Raw genomic sequence first — 17,315 nt, 5'->3', positions numbered from 1 at the left:
AATCATTATGAAATTAGATAGATTTATTAACCGTCCGGTACTATCAACCGTTATTTCTATCCTGATAGTCATCCTGGGGGCTATCGGATTGGCAACACTGCCTATCACGCAGTATCCGGACATCGCGCCTCCTACCGTTTCGGTAAGAGCCACCTATACGGGAGCCAGTGCATCGACCGTATTGAATTCCGTGATTGCTCCGCTAGAGGAACAAATCAACGGTGTAGAAAACATGATGTATATGACCTCAACCGCTTCCAACACGGGTTCTGGTGAAATATCCATCTACTTTAAACAAGGAACAGACCCGGACATGGCAGCGGTCAATGTACAAAACCGTGTTTCTATGGCACAAGGTCTGTTGCCGGCCGAAGTAACCAGAGTCGGTGTAACCACTCAAAAACGCCAGACTTCTATGCTGGTAGTATTCTCTCTCTACGATGAAACAGACACATACAGCGAATCGTTTATTGAGAACTACGCTAAAATCAATCTAATCCCACAAGTACAACGTGTGCCGGGTGTTGGTGACGCCTCTGTGATGGGACAGGATTATTCTATGCGTATCTGGTTACGACCAGATGTAATGGCACAATACCAACTCATCCCGAGCGATGTATCCGCAGCTCTGGCAGAACAGAACGTGGAAGCTGCTCCGGGACAGTTTGGCGAACGCAGTAACCAGACTTTCCAATACACCATCCGCTATAAAGGACGTCTGCAACAGCCTGAAGAGTTTGAAAACATCGTAATCAAATCTCTGCCTGACGGTGAAGTGCTCCGTCTGAAAGATATAGCCGAAGTCCAGATGGACCGTTTGGGATATAACTTTACCAACCGTGTAAACGGTCATAAGGCTGTAACTTGTATTGTGTACCAAATGGCAGGAACCAATGCGACACAAACCATCAGTGATATTGAAGCACTGTTGGACGAAGCTTCCAAAACGTTACCTGCCGGATTGAAGCTGAACATCTCCATGAATGCCAACGACTTCCTCTTCGCCTCTATCCATGAGGTGTTGAAGACGTTGTTCGAAGCATTTATCCTGGTGTTTATCGTAGTGTATATCTTTTTGCAGGATTTGCGTTCTACCTTGATCCCGACTATTGCTATTCCGGTAGCGTTGATCGGTACTTTCTTCATCCTATCTCTGGTAGGATTCAGTTTGAACTTGTTGACGTTATGTGCGCTCGTGCTTGCTATTGCGATTGTCGTCGACGATGCGATTGTCGTCGTCGAGGGTGTGCATGCCAAGCTTGACCAAGGTTATACATCTGCCCGTCTGGCTTCTATCGATGCCATGAATGAATTGGGCGGTGCTATCGTATCTATTACGTTGGTCATGATGGCCGTATTCGTTCCGGTAAGTTTCATGGGAGGTACAGCAGGAACATTCTATCGTCAGTTCGGTATGACTATGGCAATCTCTATCGGTCTATCCGCATTGAACGCATTGACATTGAGTCCGGCTTTGTGCGCCGTTCTTCTGAAACCTCACAAAAAAGAAGACGGAACAACGGAAGACTCCACATTAAAAGAACGTATGAAAGTAGCCTATACGGCAGCCCATACAACCATGATCAATAGATATACCGAGGCTATCGGAAAGATGTTGCATCCGGGAATTACACTTACTTTCACACTTATTGCCATTCTCGGCATGATCTTTGGTTTGTTCAGTATCAATCCGATAGTTACTGCAATTTTCGTAGTGCTTAGTATTCTGGCACTGATCGGAATGAGTACGAAGAAGTTTAAAAACAAATTCAACGATACATACGAATCAATTCTGAAACGTTATAAGAAAAGAGTACTGTTCTTTATCCAGAAGAAATGGTTGTCTATGGGATTAGTTGTCGCTTCCATTGCGATACTTGTATTCTTCATGAACACCACTCCGACAGGTATGGTGCCTAATGAAGATACCGGAACGCTGATGGGAGCAGTAACATTGCCTCCGGGTACTTCCCAAGACCGTTCTGAAAAAATCCTGGCACGTGTAGATAGTCTGATCGCTTCCGATCCTGCGGTATTGTCACGTACCATGATTTCCGGATTCAGCTTTATCGGTGGCCAGGGACCGTCATACGGCTCTTTCATCATCAAACTGAAAAACTGGGACGAACGTTCCATGATACAGAATTCAGACGTTGTAGTCGGTTCCTTATATATGCGTGCACAGAAGATTATCAAAGAAGCACAGGTATTGTTCTTCGCTCCTCCTATGATCCCGGGTTATTCGGCGTCTACGGATATTGAGGTAAATATGCAAGATAAGACTGGTGGTGACCTGAACAAATTCTTTGATGTGGTTAATGATTACACGGCAGCACTGGAAGCACGTCCGGAAATCAATTCGGCAAAGACTTCCTTCAACCCGAATTTCCCGCAATACATGATCGACATCGATGCAGCAGCTTGTAAAAAAGCAGGTATCAGCCCGAGCGATATCCTCACTACCATGCAAGGATATTACGGAGGTTTGTATGCATCCAACTTCAACCGTTTCGGTAAGATGTATCGTGTTATGATTCAGTCAGATCCATTGTCACGCAAAAACTTGGAGTCTTTGAAGAATATCAAGGTGCGTAATAGTGCAGGTGAGATGGCCCCGATTGCCCAGTTCATCTCTGTGGAGAAAGTATATGGTCCGGATATTATCAGCCGTTTCAACCTTTATACCTCTATGAAAGTAATGGTAGCTCCGGCAAGCGGTTATACATCCGGTCAGGCATTGACTGCCCTTGCTGAGGTTGCCCAAGAAAACCTGCCTACCGGTTATACGTATGAATTAGGAGGTATGGCGCGTGAAGAGGCTCAAAGTAGCGGAAGTGCTACCGGACTGATTTTTGTGCTCTGTTTCGTATTCGTTTATTTATTGTTGAGTGCACAGTACGAAAGTTACATTCTTCCGCTGGCTGTATTGTTATCCGTTCCGTTCGGTCTGTTAGGCAGTTTCCTGTTTGTGAACGGTGTAAGTGCTATCGGTAATATTTCGGCATTGAAGATGATTCTGGGTACGATGTCCAATAATATCTATATGCAGATCGCGTTAATCATGTTGATGGGTCTGTTGGCAAAGAATGCCATCTTGATTGTAGAGTTCGCCCTCGACCGTCGCAAAATGGGTATGAGCATCACTTGGGCAGCTGTATTGGGTGCCGGTGCCCGTCTCCGCCCGATTTTGATGACATCATTGGCTATGGTAGTCGGCTTGCTTCCATTGATGTTTGCCTTTGGTGTAGGTGCCCACGGTAACCGTACACTGGGTACAGCTTCTATCGGTGGTATGTTAATCGGTATGATTTGCCAGATTTTCATCGTTCCTGTCTTGTTTGTCATCTTCCAGTATCTGCAAGAGAAGGTTAAACCGATGGAATGGGAAGATATCGACAATACAGATGCCGTAACAGAGATTGAACAATACGCTAAATAATGAAATTCGATATGAAGAAACAGATTCTATATATGTTGTGCGCAACTGCTCTCTTGAGCAGCTGCCACATCTATAAGTCGTATGACAGACCCGAAAACATCACCACTTCCGGCCTGTATCGCGATCCGGTTGCGGAGAACGATACGCTGGCCTCGGATACAACTAATTTCGGCAATCTGCCGTGGAAGGAAGTCTTCACCGACCCGCAACTCCAGTCTCTCATCGAAACGGGACTGAAACAAAACACCAACCTCTTGTCCGCTGCTCAAAATGTGAAAGCCGCAGAAGCGTCCCTCATGTCGGCACGCCTGGCTTATGCCCCGTCATTAGGATTGTCTCCGCAAGGAACGATCAGCAGCTTTGACAAGAATGCAGCTACAAAAACTTACTCACTGCCTGTTACAGCTAGCTGGCAAGTCGATTTATTCGGCCAGTTACTAAACTCGAAACGAAATGCGCAAGTTACACTGAAGCAAATGAAAGCTTACCGCCAGGCAGTACAAACACAAGTTGTCTCTAACATCGCCAATATGTATTATACATTAATGATGTTGGACCGCCAACTGGAAATAACCAAAGCCACGGCTGAAATTCTGAAAAAGAATGCCGAGACAATGGAAGCAATGAAAAATTCTGCTATGTACAATATCAATTCGGCAAGCGTAGAACAGAGCAAGGCTGCCTATGCGCAAGTACTTGCCACTATTCCCGACATTGAACAAAGCATCCGTGAAACAGAAAATGCCCTGTCCACTTTCCTCGGAGAAGCTCCCCACGCCATCAAACGTGGTGTATTGGAAGCACAAGTACTTCCGACGGAACTTTCCGCAGGTATACCTATTCAATTGCTATCCAACCGCCCGGACGTGAAAGCAGCCGAAATGTCATTGGCAAGTTGCTATTACAATACAAATTCGGCACGTGCTGCATTCTATCCGCAAATCACGCTTAGCGGCTCTGCGGGATGGACAAACAGCGCCGGAAGTGCGATTATAAATCCGGGTAAGTTGTTGGCTTCTGCCATTGGTTCACTTACGCAGCCTCTATTCTACCGGGGGCAGAATATAGCCCGGCTGAAAGCTGCAAAAGCACAGGAAGAACAAGCTAAACTTTCCTTCCAGCAAACACTTTTAAACGCCGGAAGTGAAGTCAGCAATGCGCTAAGTTTATACCAAAAGACAAGTGAAAAGGTAGAGTCACGTCAAATGCAAGTAGAATCTGCTAAGAAAGCCTCGGAAGACACAAAAGAATTGTTTAACTTAGGGACTTCAACCTACCTGGAAGTATTGTCTGCACAGCAGGCTTACTTGAGCGCACAAATCTCACAGGTTTCTGATTGCTTTGACCGGATGCAGGCCGTAGTAAGCCTTTACCAGGCACTGGGTGGTGGAAGAGAAGAATAACTTTAAACATATACTATTATGATTAGTCCGTTAGCTTATGTAGATCCCGAAGCAAAGCTGGGCAAGAATGTAACCGTTCAGCCTTTTGCCTACATTGAAAAGAATGTAGAGATCGGGGATGACTGCGTCATCATGTCTTACGCTAGTATCCTGCAAGGTACTAAAATGGGAAAAGGAAACAAGGTACATCAGAATGCTGTCCTCGGAGCGGAACCGCAAGATTTCCACTATACTGGAGAAGAAAGCAGCTTGATTATCGGAGATAATAACGATATTCGTGAGAATGTAGTAATCAGCCGCGCTACATTTGCCGGCAATGCTACCAAAATCGGAAACGGGAACTACCTGATGGATAAAGTACATCTTTGCCATGACGTACAAATTAACAATAACTGTGTGGTAGGTATTGGCACCACTATTGCAGGAGAATGTACGTTAGATGATTGCGCTATCCTAAGTGGCAATGTCACCTTACACCAATATTGTCATATAGGTAGCTGGACACTGGTACAAAGTGGATGCCGTATATCTAAGGATGTGCCTCCATACGTTATCATGTCAGGAAATCCGGTGGCATATCACGGTGTAAATGCTGTGGTTCTCTCGCAACATCGCAATACATCGGAAAGAGTCCTCCGTCACATCGCCAACGCATACCGTTTGATTTATCAGGGTAATTTTAGCGTTCAGGATGCTGTACAGAAGATCATCGATCAGGTTCCTATGAGTGAGGAGATCGAGAATATTGTAAATTTCGTGAAGAACTCGGAAAGAGGGATTGTGAAATAAACAAAGTGAGTCCATATAAAGAAGGTTGATACTTTTTCAAGTATCAACCTTCTTTTTTATATTCAAATTCAAAGATTCAATTCACTATTCAAACTCCAACGTTCCGAAGAAATCAGGGCGGTGGAAATCCGGCTGTTCAATCTGTATCGGATTCCATGAAAGGAAATGAGGGGTCTGCAATTCATCGCCACATTTATAGAAATTAGCTTTTATCTCCTTTCCGTCGAGCGAATCAATCTGGTGCTTAAAGAACACAGAATACGGAATAATAAGGGCCACTTCCCAGTCCGTTTCACCGATGCGTTCAGCAAAAGGCTGATTACCCAGACTAGACCAGCGTTGTACAAGAGCAGTCACCTCTTTCGGTGCATGTTCGCGGTTGTTACGCACAGGTCCGGCACCCACCAGAATAGTTCCGATGCAATTGCATTCTATATTATAATAGATCCCGTCACCTGCAGGTATGGAAAAGAATTCCACGCAGGAGTCAGTCCATACAGAACCGTTATCTTTTCCATACTTGGCACGTACACTCTCCTCTTTCACTTTAAAATGTAGCAAAATCGAGTTCTGTGTGTGAGCAATTCGAAAATTCACTTTAGGTTTGTAAGGATATTCAGCCCAATTGACACACTGAATCGACTGAAAATCTATTTTTTCTTCATCGAATAGTTTAGGAAGCGAACAAGCCTCCACGTTAGCCGCACTAATTTTCTTTACTTTCATATATCTTTCGTTTGAATGATACAAATATAGTTACTTTCTTTGGTTTACACCTTATTTCTATGTTATTTTTAAATTGCAAATTATTATATCAAAAAATAATATTTAGTTAAATATTGCTCAACTATTATATAATGAGATATTTTTTCATATATTTGCCATCACTTAACCGATTAAATAGATACTGTTTATGAAAACATCCCTTAAAGACATAGCAGAAACCTTAAAATTATCCAAGACAACAATCTCTTGGGTACTTTCTGGTAAGGGGGATGAAAAAGGTATTAGTCTTGCTACACAAGAAAAAGTCTTTCAATGCGCCAAACAGTTGAATTACCAGCCTAATTTATTAGCCAGAAGCCTAAATACGGGTATATCAGGCACAATCGGATTAATCATACCGGATATTACAGACTCTTTTTACTCCAAAGTTGCCCGTTCTATAGAAAAGGAAGCGGAAACACAAGGCTATTCATTAATGATTTGTAGCTCTGAATCTGAAATAGAAAGAGAAAACAGAATGATCCGGTTATTCAAAGCGAAACAGGTGGATGGAATTATAGTAGCCCCCACAAAAGTTTCTAAAATTGAAATACAGAATCTAGTCAAAGAAGGCTATCCATTAGTCTTATTTGACCGCTACTTTCCTGAGATGCAGACAAACTACATCATTATTGACAATGAAGGCAGTAGCTACGAGTTAGTAAAGAAAATGATCAATAACGGTTCATCTAAAATAGCTATTATTACCACGAATCCTCATCTCCGCACAATGAATATGAGACGAGAAGGGTATGCAAGAGCTTTAATTGAAGCCAACCTACCCGTTGATCCTGATCTATATGGAGAGGTGACCTTTGTTGATTATGAGAAGAATGTTTTCAAGACTCTTGATCAAATATTCAGCAAAGTACCTGATGTAGATGGGTTCTTCTTCACAACCCATATTTTGGCTCTAGAAGCATTCCGTTACTTTTATGAAAAAGGAATCAATATAAATAAAGGATATGAATTGGCTTGTATTCATGGAGTATCAGCATTCCGTGTCTTAGCACCTAATATGAACATCGCAAGAATGCCAATAGAAGAGATCGGTAAGAATGCCGTAAGGATTCTACTTGGCGATATCAAATATCGCTTGGAAAATTCGACCGAAAAAAGAGAAGTAGAAACACTTGTCCTGCCATGTTCATTACCCTAGTCATGATTTTACATTTTTTCTTCAATCACTTAACCGGTTTAGTGAAAATAAATAATGATATCAAATTAACAAATGTAACAATAAAGAAAATAGCCCTCTAATTATTAACATAAAGATACAGAATTATGAAGTTCCAAATTAAAAATGAAAAATACATGCTGGCTCTATTAGGACTTCTAGTATGGGCATGCAGCAGTAACAACATTGATATTGAAAATATGCGATGTGAATATCAAATTTCTCCAATTGGCATTGATTCACCAGCACCGCGTTTTACTTGGAATTACACAACCAATAATGAAGATGCAACAGAGTTTTCTCAAGACAGCTATCAGCTATATATCGCCACCCGGGAACAAGATTTGAGAAACTCATCCGATAATAGCTGGCAATCTGACACTATTTACTCTGACACTCCTCATGCGACCTATCAAGGATCAGAAAAATTGAAATCCAGAACTCGTTATTACTGGCAAGTAATAGCATGGGATAAAACAAAGGAACATAAGATTATCTCTCCTATATCCAGTTTTGAAACAGCTCAATTCAACCAAAGTGACTGGACAGGAGTATGGATTACTGATAATCATGATAAAGATTATACGTCAGCGCCCATGTTGCGCAAGTCGTTTATCGCTCAAGATGATATACAACAAGCAAGATTATATGTAAGTGCCGCTGCATATTATAAAATGACATTAAATGGTAAATCAATAACATCATCACATCTCAATCCGGGTTTTACTCATTATGATAAAAGAAATCTGTATAACACATACGACGTCACTTCACAACTGCTCAAAGGAGAGAACGTACTATCTGCAATACTTGGGAACGGATTCTACAACGAATCGGCCCCTGTAGCAACATGGAGCTATGAGCAAGCTCGCTGGCGTAACCGCCCAAGAATGATCTGCGAAATGGAGATATTATATAAAAATGGAGAAAAGCAAACCATCCATTCAGATTCTACTTGGAAAACGAGTACCGGTCCTTATATACAAAACAATATTTATAGTGGTGATACCTATGATGCATGTCTTGCAATTGCCGGATGGGACAAACCGGGTTTTGATGACTCTAAATGGACAAATGCAATTCAGGTGGCTGCCCCTTCTCCCCTACTAGTATCACAAAACATGCCTGCTATTGAAACGGAACAATTTATCACTCCAATCAATATGCGTTCTTTTGGTGATACAGTCTATGTATACGATTTTGGAGTTAATATGTCAGGGGTCTGTACTCTTTCTATCAATGGCAAGAAAGGCACTAAAGTCAGTATGCAACACGGCGAATTGCTAAAAGATAACGGACGCTTGGAAATGCGCAACTTAGATATTTACTACAAACCATTACCTGGCCTCGCTTTTCAAACAGACACTTATATATTGGACGGAAAACAAGGTACATTCACTCCAGATTTTACATATCATGGATTTCAATATGTAGAAGTTCGTTCAGATCGTCCTGTAAAACTTACTAAAGAGAGCTTAACCGCTCAATTCATACATACGGCTGTTCCTCCTGTTGGTAAATTCTGTTGTTCAAATGAACTATTAAATAAAATATGGAAAGCTGCTAATCAATCATACTTATCAAATCTGATGAGTATCCCGACTGACTGTCCCCAACGAGAGAAAAATGGATGGACTGCCGATGCACACATAACAATGGATTTAGGATTATTAAACTTCGATGGTATTACTTTCTATGAAAAATGGCTGGATGATATGATTGATAATCAAAATGAAGAAGGACGTATATCGGGAATCATTCCTAGTTCCGGATGGGGCTATGATGACTGGATAGGTCCTGTATGGGATGCTGCCATGTTTATCGTGCCAATGGCAATTTACCACTACTATGGAGATACAAGAAGCATCGAAAAACTATGGCCTGTATGCACCAAATACCTTGCCTACCTCGCAGGACGCGAGGACGCGGAAGGAACCGTAACTTACGGAATTGGTGACTGGGTATTCCATAAAACACAAACCCCTACAGAATTCACCACTACCTGCTATTATTATTTAGACAATCTGTATATGGCTAAATTTGCAGAACTCATTGGAAAAGATGGTAGTAGTTATGCTAAGAAAGCAGAAGAATTGAAATTGCTTATCAATCACAAATACTTCGACACATCCAAAGCTATTTATGCCAATGGTTCGCAAGCAGCACAAGGAGTTGCCTTATACCTTGGAATCGTTCCTAAAGAATACGAACAGCAGGTTGCAGATAATCTTTCTACGATGATAAAAGCCAATAAAAACCTGCTCGATTTTGGAGTTTTAGGCAGTAAAACAGTCCTGCGGATGCTTTCCAAATATGGATATGCTGACTTGGCATATCAGATGGCCGCACAAGAAGAAGCTCCATCTTGGGGCAATTGGATAAAACAAGGTTTCACTACACTAGCAGAAACATGGATACTTTCACCTGAATTTAGAGATGCCTCCGTAAATCACATGTTTCTTGGAGACATTAATGCATGGATGTACAATATATTGGCAGGCATTAATTATGATGAACAGAAACCCGGATTCAAACATATTCTTATCCAACCTCATTTCGTAAAAGGTCTTGACTGGGTAAAAGCAGAATATAAATCTGTAAACGGAATCATTCGTTCTGAATGGGAACGTAAAGGAGAACAAGTGATTCTCAAAGTCACGATCCCAGTCAATACGAATGCAACAGTAGAATATAATGGTAAAAAGATAGATTTAAGGTCAGGAAAACATCAACTCACATTTTAATTGAAACAAAAGAAAGGAGGTTTAATAGAGGTATATAAAGAAGCAAAAATGAGACCGTTATGTAATACTATAAAAATATAACACTAGTTACTTTGTCACACCATCAATCAAATCTATTAACAATGAATAAAATCAGTACACTGCTATTTTTGATATTTCTCACTTGTACAAGTGGTGTTTTTGCCGATTCCGGTAGTTCCATCTCCTTAAATGGAACATGGGAACTCTCTTATTGGATGCAACCTGAAGAACCTATAACTTCGCCCAAGGACATGCAACTAGCTGAAGTGAAACATCTATCAGCCCAAGTCCCCGGTAATGTAGAACTAGACCTAATGGCTGCCAACTTAATTAAAGATCCGATGATTGGCAGTAATGTAAATGAATTACGCAAATGGGAAGGCTATCAATGGTGTTATTCCAAATCATTCGTAGCGCCACAACTAAAACCAGGACAACAATATCAACTCTTCTTTGCCGGAATAGACTGTCTGGCCGATATATGGCTGAATGGAAAGCACATTGGCAAAGCAGAAAATATGATGATTGAACATGCTTTTGATGTAACTAAAGAAATAAAAGCAGGAGAAAGCAATCAACTCCAAGTGATACTCCGTTCATCTGTTATTGAAGGACAAAAACATCTGTTAGGGACATTCAGTATTGGAAACTTCCCGTCTGAAGAATCCGTATTCATCAGAAAAGCTCCGCACACCTATGGATGGGACATTCTGCCACGATTAGTCAGTGCAGGTTTGTGGAGAGATGTAGAATTACGCGTATTGAATCCGGCACGTCTCACAGATGTTCACTATATGGTCGCCAATGTAGACACTGCTACCAGAAATGTACGTTTGTATACTGATGTACAAGTAAAACTACCTTTCGAAAAGTTCGACAAAGTGAAAGCCGTATATACATTAAGTCGCCATGGGAAAGAAATATATAAAGGAAGCTCTGTTGTCGTTTCCCCAGCATTCCGATATATAATGGAAATCAAGAATGCTGATTTATGGTGGCCAAGAGGATATGGAGAACCGGCTTTATATGATGCAAAAGTAGAGTTAGTAGATTCTGACGGCACTATTTTATCAACAGATAATAAACGGGTAGGCCTCCGCACGATTCAACTAGACATTACAGACATCAACCTCCCACCGGATCATCCGGGTAAGTTCTGTTTCATAGTCAATGGAGAACCTATTTTTATTCACGGAACCAATTGGGTACCCATGGATGCACTCCATAGCCGGGATCATTCTTTCGTAGACGAATCTATCCGCATGGCTGTAGAATTAAACTGCAATATGATACGTTGTTGGGGTGGCAACGTGTATGAAGATCATCATTTCTTTAATTTATGCGATGAAAACGGCATTATGGTATGGCAGGATTTTACGATGGGATGCACTTTCTATCCTCAACGCAGCTCATTTACACAAGCATTGGAAGAAGAGGCCATTTCCGTTGTATGCAAGTTACGCAATCATCCATCACTCGTTTTATGGTCAGGAAATAATGAAGACGATTGTGCACTGCGCTGGTCTTTGCAACCATTTAATATTAATCCAAATCAGGATGTAGTTAGCCGCAAGGTCCTCCCGGCAGTTATTTATGAGTTTGACCCTACTCGCCCTTATCTTCCCAGCTCTCCTTACTACAGCCAAGCGGTATATGAAAGAGGAAGTGCTGACCAATATTTACCAGAAAACCATTTATGGGGTCCCAGAGGATATTACAAAGACAAATTCTATACGGATGCTACCTGCTGCTTTGTCAGTGAAATCGGCTATCACGGCTGCCCTAATTTAGAAAGTCTCCAGAAAATGATGACAAAAGATGCCGTATATCCCTGGACAAAAAATCATGAATGGAATGATGAATGGGTTACCAAATCTGTTCGTAGATTCCCAGAATGGGGAAAGACATTCGATCGCAATAATCTTATGATTAATCAGGTACGTTTACTTTTTGGTGAAGTTCCCTCCAAACTGGATGATTTTATATTCGCTTCTCAATCCGTACAGGCAGAAGCTATGAAATATTTCATAGAAATGTGGCGTGGAAAGAAGTTTGACGACAAGACTGGTATTGTCTGGTGGAACCTGCGGGATGGATGGCCAGTGATCTCTGATGCGATTGTTGACTACTACAATTCAAAGAAGATGGCATATTATTTCATCAAGAATGTTCAACAGGATGTTTGTGTACTAATCAATGATGCAGAAGGCGGAAATTACCCACTGATAGGAACGAATGACACACGCAACGTACAAAGTGGTAATGTAACGGTAACAGATGCATCCTCGGGACGTAAAATCTATGAGAGCACTTTCCGTATTCCAGCCAATCAAAAGGTCAGAATAGCCTCACTACCGGAAGAAAGCGGTCAAGGAATCTATCTGATCCAATACCAGATCGGTAATCAGAAATTCATGAATCATTACCTATACGGCAAGGCACCTTTCAACCTGAAAGAATACAAGCGGCTGTTACAAAAAACCGGATTATACGCTAAAAAATAATAGTTATGAAAGAGAACTTGTTAGGAATTGACGTAGGAGGCACCAAATGCGCCATCATCTACGGTATCAAAGAAAACGACGAGCTACATATCATCGACAAAAAGAAATTTGATACGACCACAGTCGACGAAACAATAGCCAGAATTCTCTGTGAAACCGAAAAGATGATGAACCTCCACCAGCTAACCCCTACTAACACAAAAGCGATTGGAATCTGTTGCGGAGGTCCTCTCAACAGTGAAACAGGCACCGTGATGTCTCCCCCTAACCTACCGGGATGGGACAACATCCCCATTGTGGCAATGGTGGAAGAAAAGACGGGCATTAAAACCAGTCTACACAATGATGCCAATGCCTGTGCTTTGGCCGAATGGAAGTTCGGAGCAGGAAAAGGAACTAAGAATATGGTCTTTCTCACATTCGGTACGGGACTGGGAGCAGGATTAATATTAAATGGCAAACTGTATACGGGCACCAATGACAATGCCGGAGAACTGGGACATATCCGCCTGTCGGATTTCGGTCCGATAGGTTACGGTAAAAAGGGCTCTTTTGAGGGATTTGCCAGCGGTGGAGGTATTGCTCAACTCTCCAAAATGTACGTGATGGAGAAATTGCAGACCGGACAGAAAGTTGAATGGTGTACCTTACAGGAACTAGATCAGCTTACTGCCCGAAAAGTGGCTGAAGAAGCTGCCAAAGGTGATAAATTAGCCCAAAGCATATATGAGACGTCTGCCATTTATCTGGGAAAAGGATTATCCATGGTGATCGATATCTTGAATCCGGAAGTCATTGTGATAGGTGGCATCTATACCCGGAATAAAAATATGATGGAACCCATCATGCAAAAGATAATCGATCAGGAAGCATTATCCTGTGCAAACAGAGTATGTAAAGTGAAACCAGCCGCCTTGGGAGAGCAGATAGGAGATTATGCAGCTCTTTCTGTAGCCGCTAACTTAACCGATTAACTATTATGAAAGAGCTTATTGAAACAACACTGGAAGAGGCTCGGCAAACGTTGGAGAGCTTTCTTGAGGAAACAACAACAGTCGGGATTATTTCACAGGCAGCCTCTACCTGCGCCGAAGCATTAAAAGCCGGAAATAAGATTATCAGCTGTGGTAATGGAGGTTCTTTATGTGACGCCACCCACTTTGCAGAAGAACTAACCGGACGTTACCGCAACAACCGCATCCCGCTACCGGCAATTGCAATCAATGACCCGGCTTACATGACCTGTGTGGGAAATGATTTTTCGTTCAACGAGATCTTCTCCCGCTATGTAGAAGCTATGGGATGTAAGGGAGATGTATTATTGGCCATCAGCACAAGCGGACATTCCGAGAACATACTGAAAGCTGCCGTACAAGCACACAACAATGGAATGAAAGTGATAGCGCTGACTTCAAAAGGAGAGAATGAACTGTCACGACTGGCAGACATTGCAGTCTGCGCCCCACGAGCAGCACATTCTGACAGAATACAAGAAATTCACATCAAAGTTATCCACATTCTGATTCAGGCAATTGAGGCAGAATTAGGCTTTGAATAATAACCTACTAAATTTAATCAATATGGCAATGAAAATGACACATATCAGTAAAACTCTATTGAGCATTGTTTGCACACTTTGGGGAATGTCCGCCTGCTCGGATGATTATAACAAATATGACGATTGCCCGGCTTGCAACTATTATCCTGTTGCGGTAGGGAATTCAACAGGAACTCCGGTTCATGCTATCGGTGTCGAGATGGATCCGCACTTCTTCTCACAAAACATCACCCGCAATGATGGTTCAAAGGCTGAAGATTGGGAAAATATAGTTGTACAACGGGTAAAGAAAATGAAAGTACAACAATTCCGAATCATGATGCAGCCACAATGGTGGGAACCCTCCAATGACAACAACGATCCTAATGTCGCGGATATGAGCAAATTCACTTTTGATTCGGAAGAAATGCAATCTGTATACAAAGTATTGGATATGGCCCAGGAGAATAATATCGGAGTGACATTAGTCGTATGGGGAGCCATTACCAATATCGACTTACTATCAGGCATTAACAATGGTCAAAAGCATTTCTTGTGTGATGCACGAAGTTATAACGTTAATCCGGGTTGGATTGCCGGTATAGATAACTATGAAGAATTTGCTGAAAACTTCTCCACAATGGTGAAATACCTGATTGAAGAAAAGCATTATACCTGTATCAATCAAATTACTCCATTCAATGAACCTGACAGTCATATAGCAGGTTACGGCCGCATCATGTGGCAAGGTGATTTTGAAACCATGGGTTGGCAGGACACCTACGCCCCCATGGTGAAAGCACTGGATGCCAAGTTTAAAGCAGATGGAATACGCAGTAAGGTACACTTCAACCTTTCTGACAATACAGACGGTACACCCGGATATATCGCTGCCTGTGTTTCCGCTTTCACAAACGATGAAGCCGACCTGTATAACTCTCATGTATACAAGTTTGACTACAACACCCCTAATTCGACTCTCGTAAATTGGGAACGTCAAAATATAGCTTCTGCAGGAGGTAAAAGACATTTTGTTGGAGAATTCGGTTTTCCTGGATACGGAAGTGCCCGTCAATATGGTATAGACACATATACGCGAGGGGTACAGCTAATCCGCGTTGCTCTGAACTATCTGAATGCCGGTGCTTGCGGAGTAAGCTACTGGAGTCTGATCGATCAATATTATAACCGCAATGCCTCCTATTCGGAAATGCAGCAACTCGGTTTATGGAAATATCTAAAATCCGCTTATACCGAAGACCCAGATGTATATTCCAAAATCAAGGAAGACTACGAGGTACGTCCTCAATACTATGCATATAGTCTGTTGACACGTTTTGTCCGCCAGGGCGACGAAGTATATCCATTGGATCTCGGCGACGAGTTGATAGCCGGAAGTGCTTTTCTCAACACAGAGGGAAAATGGACGTATGTACTTTCCAACGCTACAGACAAAGACAAGATGATACAGTTGGAAAATGATAAAGAAGGTGCCAATGGAGAATACAATGTCTACAAATATATGGAAGGACGCCTACCGGAAGGTGATAATCTTATAGAATCAACAGAAACGGTCAATACGCAAGAGAATAACCTAAAACTTAAATTATCTCGTTCATCAATCAGGGTATTAGTACAAAAATAGAAGTATATACACCCCATTTAGTGGGGATATATATACACCGTATTGGGCATATATATTCACCATGTTAGCCATATATATCCGCCGTGCTGGATATATATGCCCACCAACCAAGTAATTTATCATCAAAAGTACACGAATGAAAAAAGAAATATCCATAGTAAAAATGCTCTCCGTCATGTTCGGATTCTTCGTTATGGGATTTGTTGACATTGTCGGAATAACCACGAGCTATGTGAAGAATGATTTCAGCCATCTCACCGATACGATGGTTAATCTCATCTCTCTATCCTGTTTCTTGTGGTTCCTGGTGCTTTCTATTCCCACCGGAATGTTAATGAATCGCATCGGACGCAAGAAAACCGTATTACTTAGCTTCGCATTCCATGTATTAGCTATGTGTCTTCCACTCGTTGCATATGACTTTACCGCCATATTAATCGCATTTGCCTTGATAGGTATCGGTAACACTCTATTGCAAGTTTCACTCAACCCATTAGTAACGGATGTCGTTGCAAACGATAAGTTGACAGGTACATTAACCCTAGGACAATTTGTCAAAGCAGTCAGTTCATTCCTGGGTCCTATCCTGGCAGCTTGGGTGACTGGTAGTTTTTTCGGATGGAAAATGATATTCCCCGTTTATGCCGGACTGTCACTGCTCGCTTTGATATGGCTATGGCTTACCCCTATACAAGAAAAACAACAGGAACGGAAGAACATTTCTTTCAAAGTCACTCTTGAATTATTCAAAGACAAATACATTCTTGCTTTCTTTATCGGTATTCTCGTGCTGGTAGGTGTAGACGTAGGTATCAATATGACTTTCCCTAAATTCCTGATGGAACGTTGTGATCTACCACTGACAGATGCAGGAATGGGAAATAGTGTGTATTTCTTCGCCCGCACTGTAGGAGCCTTTTTGGGTGGTATCCTACTGATGAAATATTCAGAAAGTAAATTCTATATTTATAGCGTCTGGATAGCTCTCGCAGGATTGATACTGATGACCATTAGCACTAATCTCTGGTTTATCCTCGGATGTGTAGCAGTTTTCGGGATAGGATATGCCAATCTGTTTTCCATCATCTTCTCTCTGTCTTTGAAACGTGTTCCCGAGAAAGCGAACGAAGTATCTGCACTTCTTATCGTCGGTGTATCTGGCGGTGCCGTCCTCCCGCCTATTTTAGGAGTAATTACCGATTCATTCCACAGTCAGTTATCTGCAATCATAGTACTTGCCATTGTATGGTGCTATCTGATCGGAATAATGAGAAAAGTAAAAAACACATAA

At 41.8% G+C, this 17,315-nt stretch carries 11 protein-coding genes; 10 read left to right on the top strand and 1 reads right to left on the bottom strand.

Annotated elements, in window-relative coordinates:
* Window positions 1-7: 7 nt before the first annotated feature.
* The 3 genes from A4V03_RS19470 to lpxA are packed head-to-tail and all read left to right on the top strand — an operon-like array spanning window position 8 to window position 5,631.
* On the top strand, window positions 8-3,439 hold the full coding sequence (locus tag A4V03_RS19470; protein WP_065540031.1) for an efflux RND transporter permease subunit: 3,432 nt from the start codon (window positions 8-10) through the stop codon (window positions 3,437-3,439).
* Between the two features lie 11 nt (window positions 3,440-3,450).
* Complete coding sequence (locus A4V03_RS19465; protein WP_065540513.1) at window positions 3,451-4,842, top strand: efflux transporter outer membrane subunit; 1,392 nt, start codon at window positions 3,451-3,453, stop codon at window positions 4,840-4,842.
* 18 nt (window positions 4,843-4,860) lie between these two features.
* A complete protein-coding gene (gene lpxA / locus A4V03_RS19460; RefSeq protein WP_065540030.1) occupies window positions 4,861-5,631 on the top strand; it encodes an acyl-ACP--UDP-N-acetylglucosamine O-acyltransferase in 771 nt (256 codons plus the stop codon).
* A gap of 84 nt (window positions 5,632-5,715) precedes the next feature.
* Here the strand turns inward: lpxA and A4V03_RS19455 are convergent, their stop codons facing one another.
* Window positions 5,716-6,357 (bottom strand): carbohydrate-binding family 9-like protein, encoded by a 642-nt coding sequence (locus tag A4V03_RS19455; protein WP_004310385.1) that lies wholly within the window; start codon window positions 6,355-6,357, stop codon window positions 5,716-5,718.
* Between the two features lie 187 nt (window positions 6,358-6,544).
* Between A4V03_RS19455 and A4V03_RS19450 the strand changes: the two genes are divergently transcribed.
* From A4V03_RS19450 to A4V03_RS19420, 7 genes are all read left to right on the top strand, one after another.
* The gene (locus A4V03_RS19450; RefSeq protein WP_065540029.1) at window positions 6,545-7,555 is read left to right on the top strand and encodes a LacI family DNA-binding transcriptional regulator; all 1,011 of its coding nucleotides are present in this window, start codon (window positions 6,545-6,547) and stop codon (window positions 7,553-7,555) included.
* A 125-nt stretch (window positions 7,556-7,680) separates the two neighbouring features.
* Window positions 7,681-10,317 carry a family 78 glycoside hydrolase catalytic domain gene (locus A4V03_RS19445; RefSeq protein ID WP_065540028.1) on the top strand — a complete coding sequence of 879 codons (2,637 nt, stop codon included), beginning with the start codon at window positions 7,681-7,683 and terminating at the stop codon, window positions 10,315-10,317.
* A gap of 122 nt (window positions 10,318-10,439) precedes the next feature.
* Complete coding sequence (locus tag A4V03_RS19440) at window positions 10,440-12,842, top strand: glycoside hydrolase family 2 protein (protein ID WP_008998208.1); 2,403 nt, start codon at window positions 10,440-10,442, stop codon at window positions 12,840-12,842.
* A gap of 5 nt (window positions 12,843-12,847) precedes the next feature.
* Window positions 12,848-13,816: an ROK family protein gene (locus A4V03_RS19435; RefSeq protein WP_065540027.1), complete on the top strand. Its 969-nt coding sequence runs from the start codon at window positions 12,848-12,850 to the stop codon at window positions 13,814-13,816.
* Window positions 13,817-13,821: 5 nt separating this feature from the next.
* On the top strand, window positions 13,822-14,400 hold the full coding sequence (locus A4V03_RS19430; RefSeq protein WP_004310374.1) for an SIS domain-containing protein: 579 nt from the start codon (window positions 13,822-13,824) through the stop codon (window positions 14,398-14,400).
* Window positions 14,401-14,422: 22 nt separating this feature from the next.
* Window positions 14,423-16,024: a glycoside hydrolase gene (locus A4V03_RS19425; RefSeq protein WP_065540026.1), complete on the top strand. Its 1,602-nt coding sequence runs from the start codon at window positions 14,423-14,425 to the stop codon at window positions 16,022-16,024.
* 136 nt (window positions 16,025-16,160) lie between these two features.
* Window positions 16,161-17,315 carry an MFS transporter gene (locus A4V03_RS19420; RefSeq protein ID WP_065540025.1) on the top strand — a complete coding sequence of 385 codons (1,155 nt, stop codon included), beginning with the start codon at window positions 16,161-16,163 and terminating at the stop codon, window positions 17,313-17,315.

This window comes from Bacteroides caecimuris, assembly GCF_001688725.2.
GTDB lineage: Bacteria > Bacteroidota > Bacteroidia > Bacteroidales > Bacteroidaceae > Bacteroides > Bacteroides caecimuris.
Note: the sequence above shows the minus strand (reverse complement) of the source record. Positions and strands in the feature narration are given on the sequence as shown.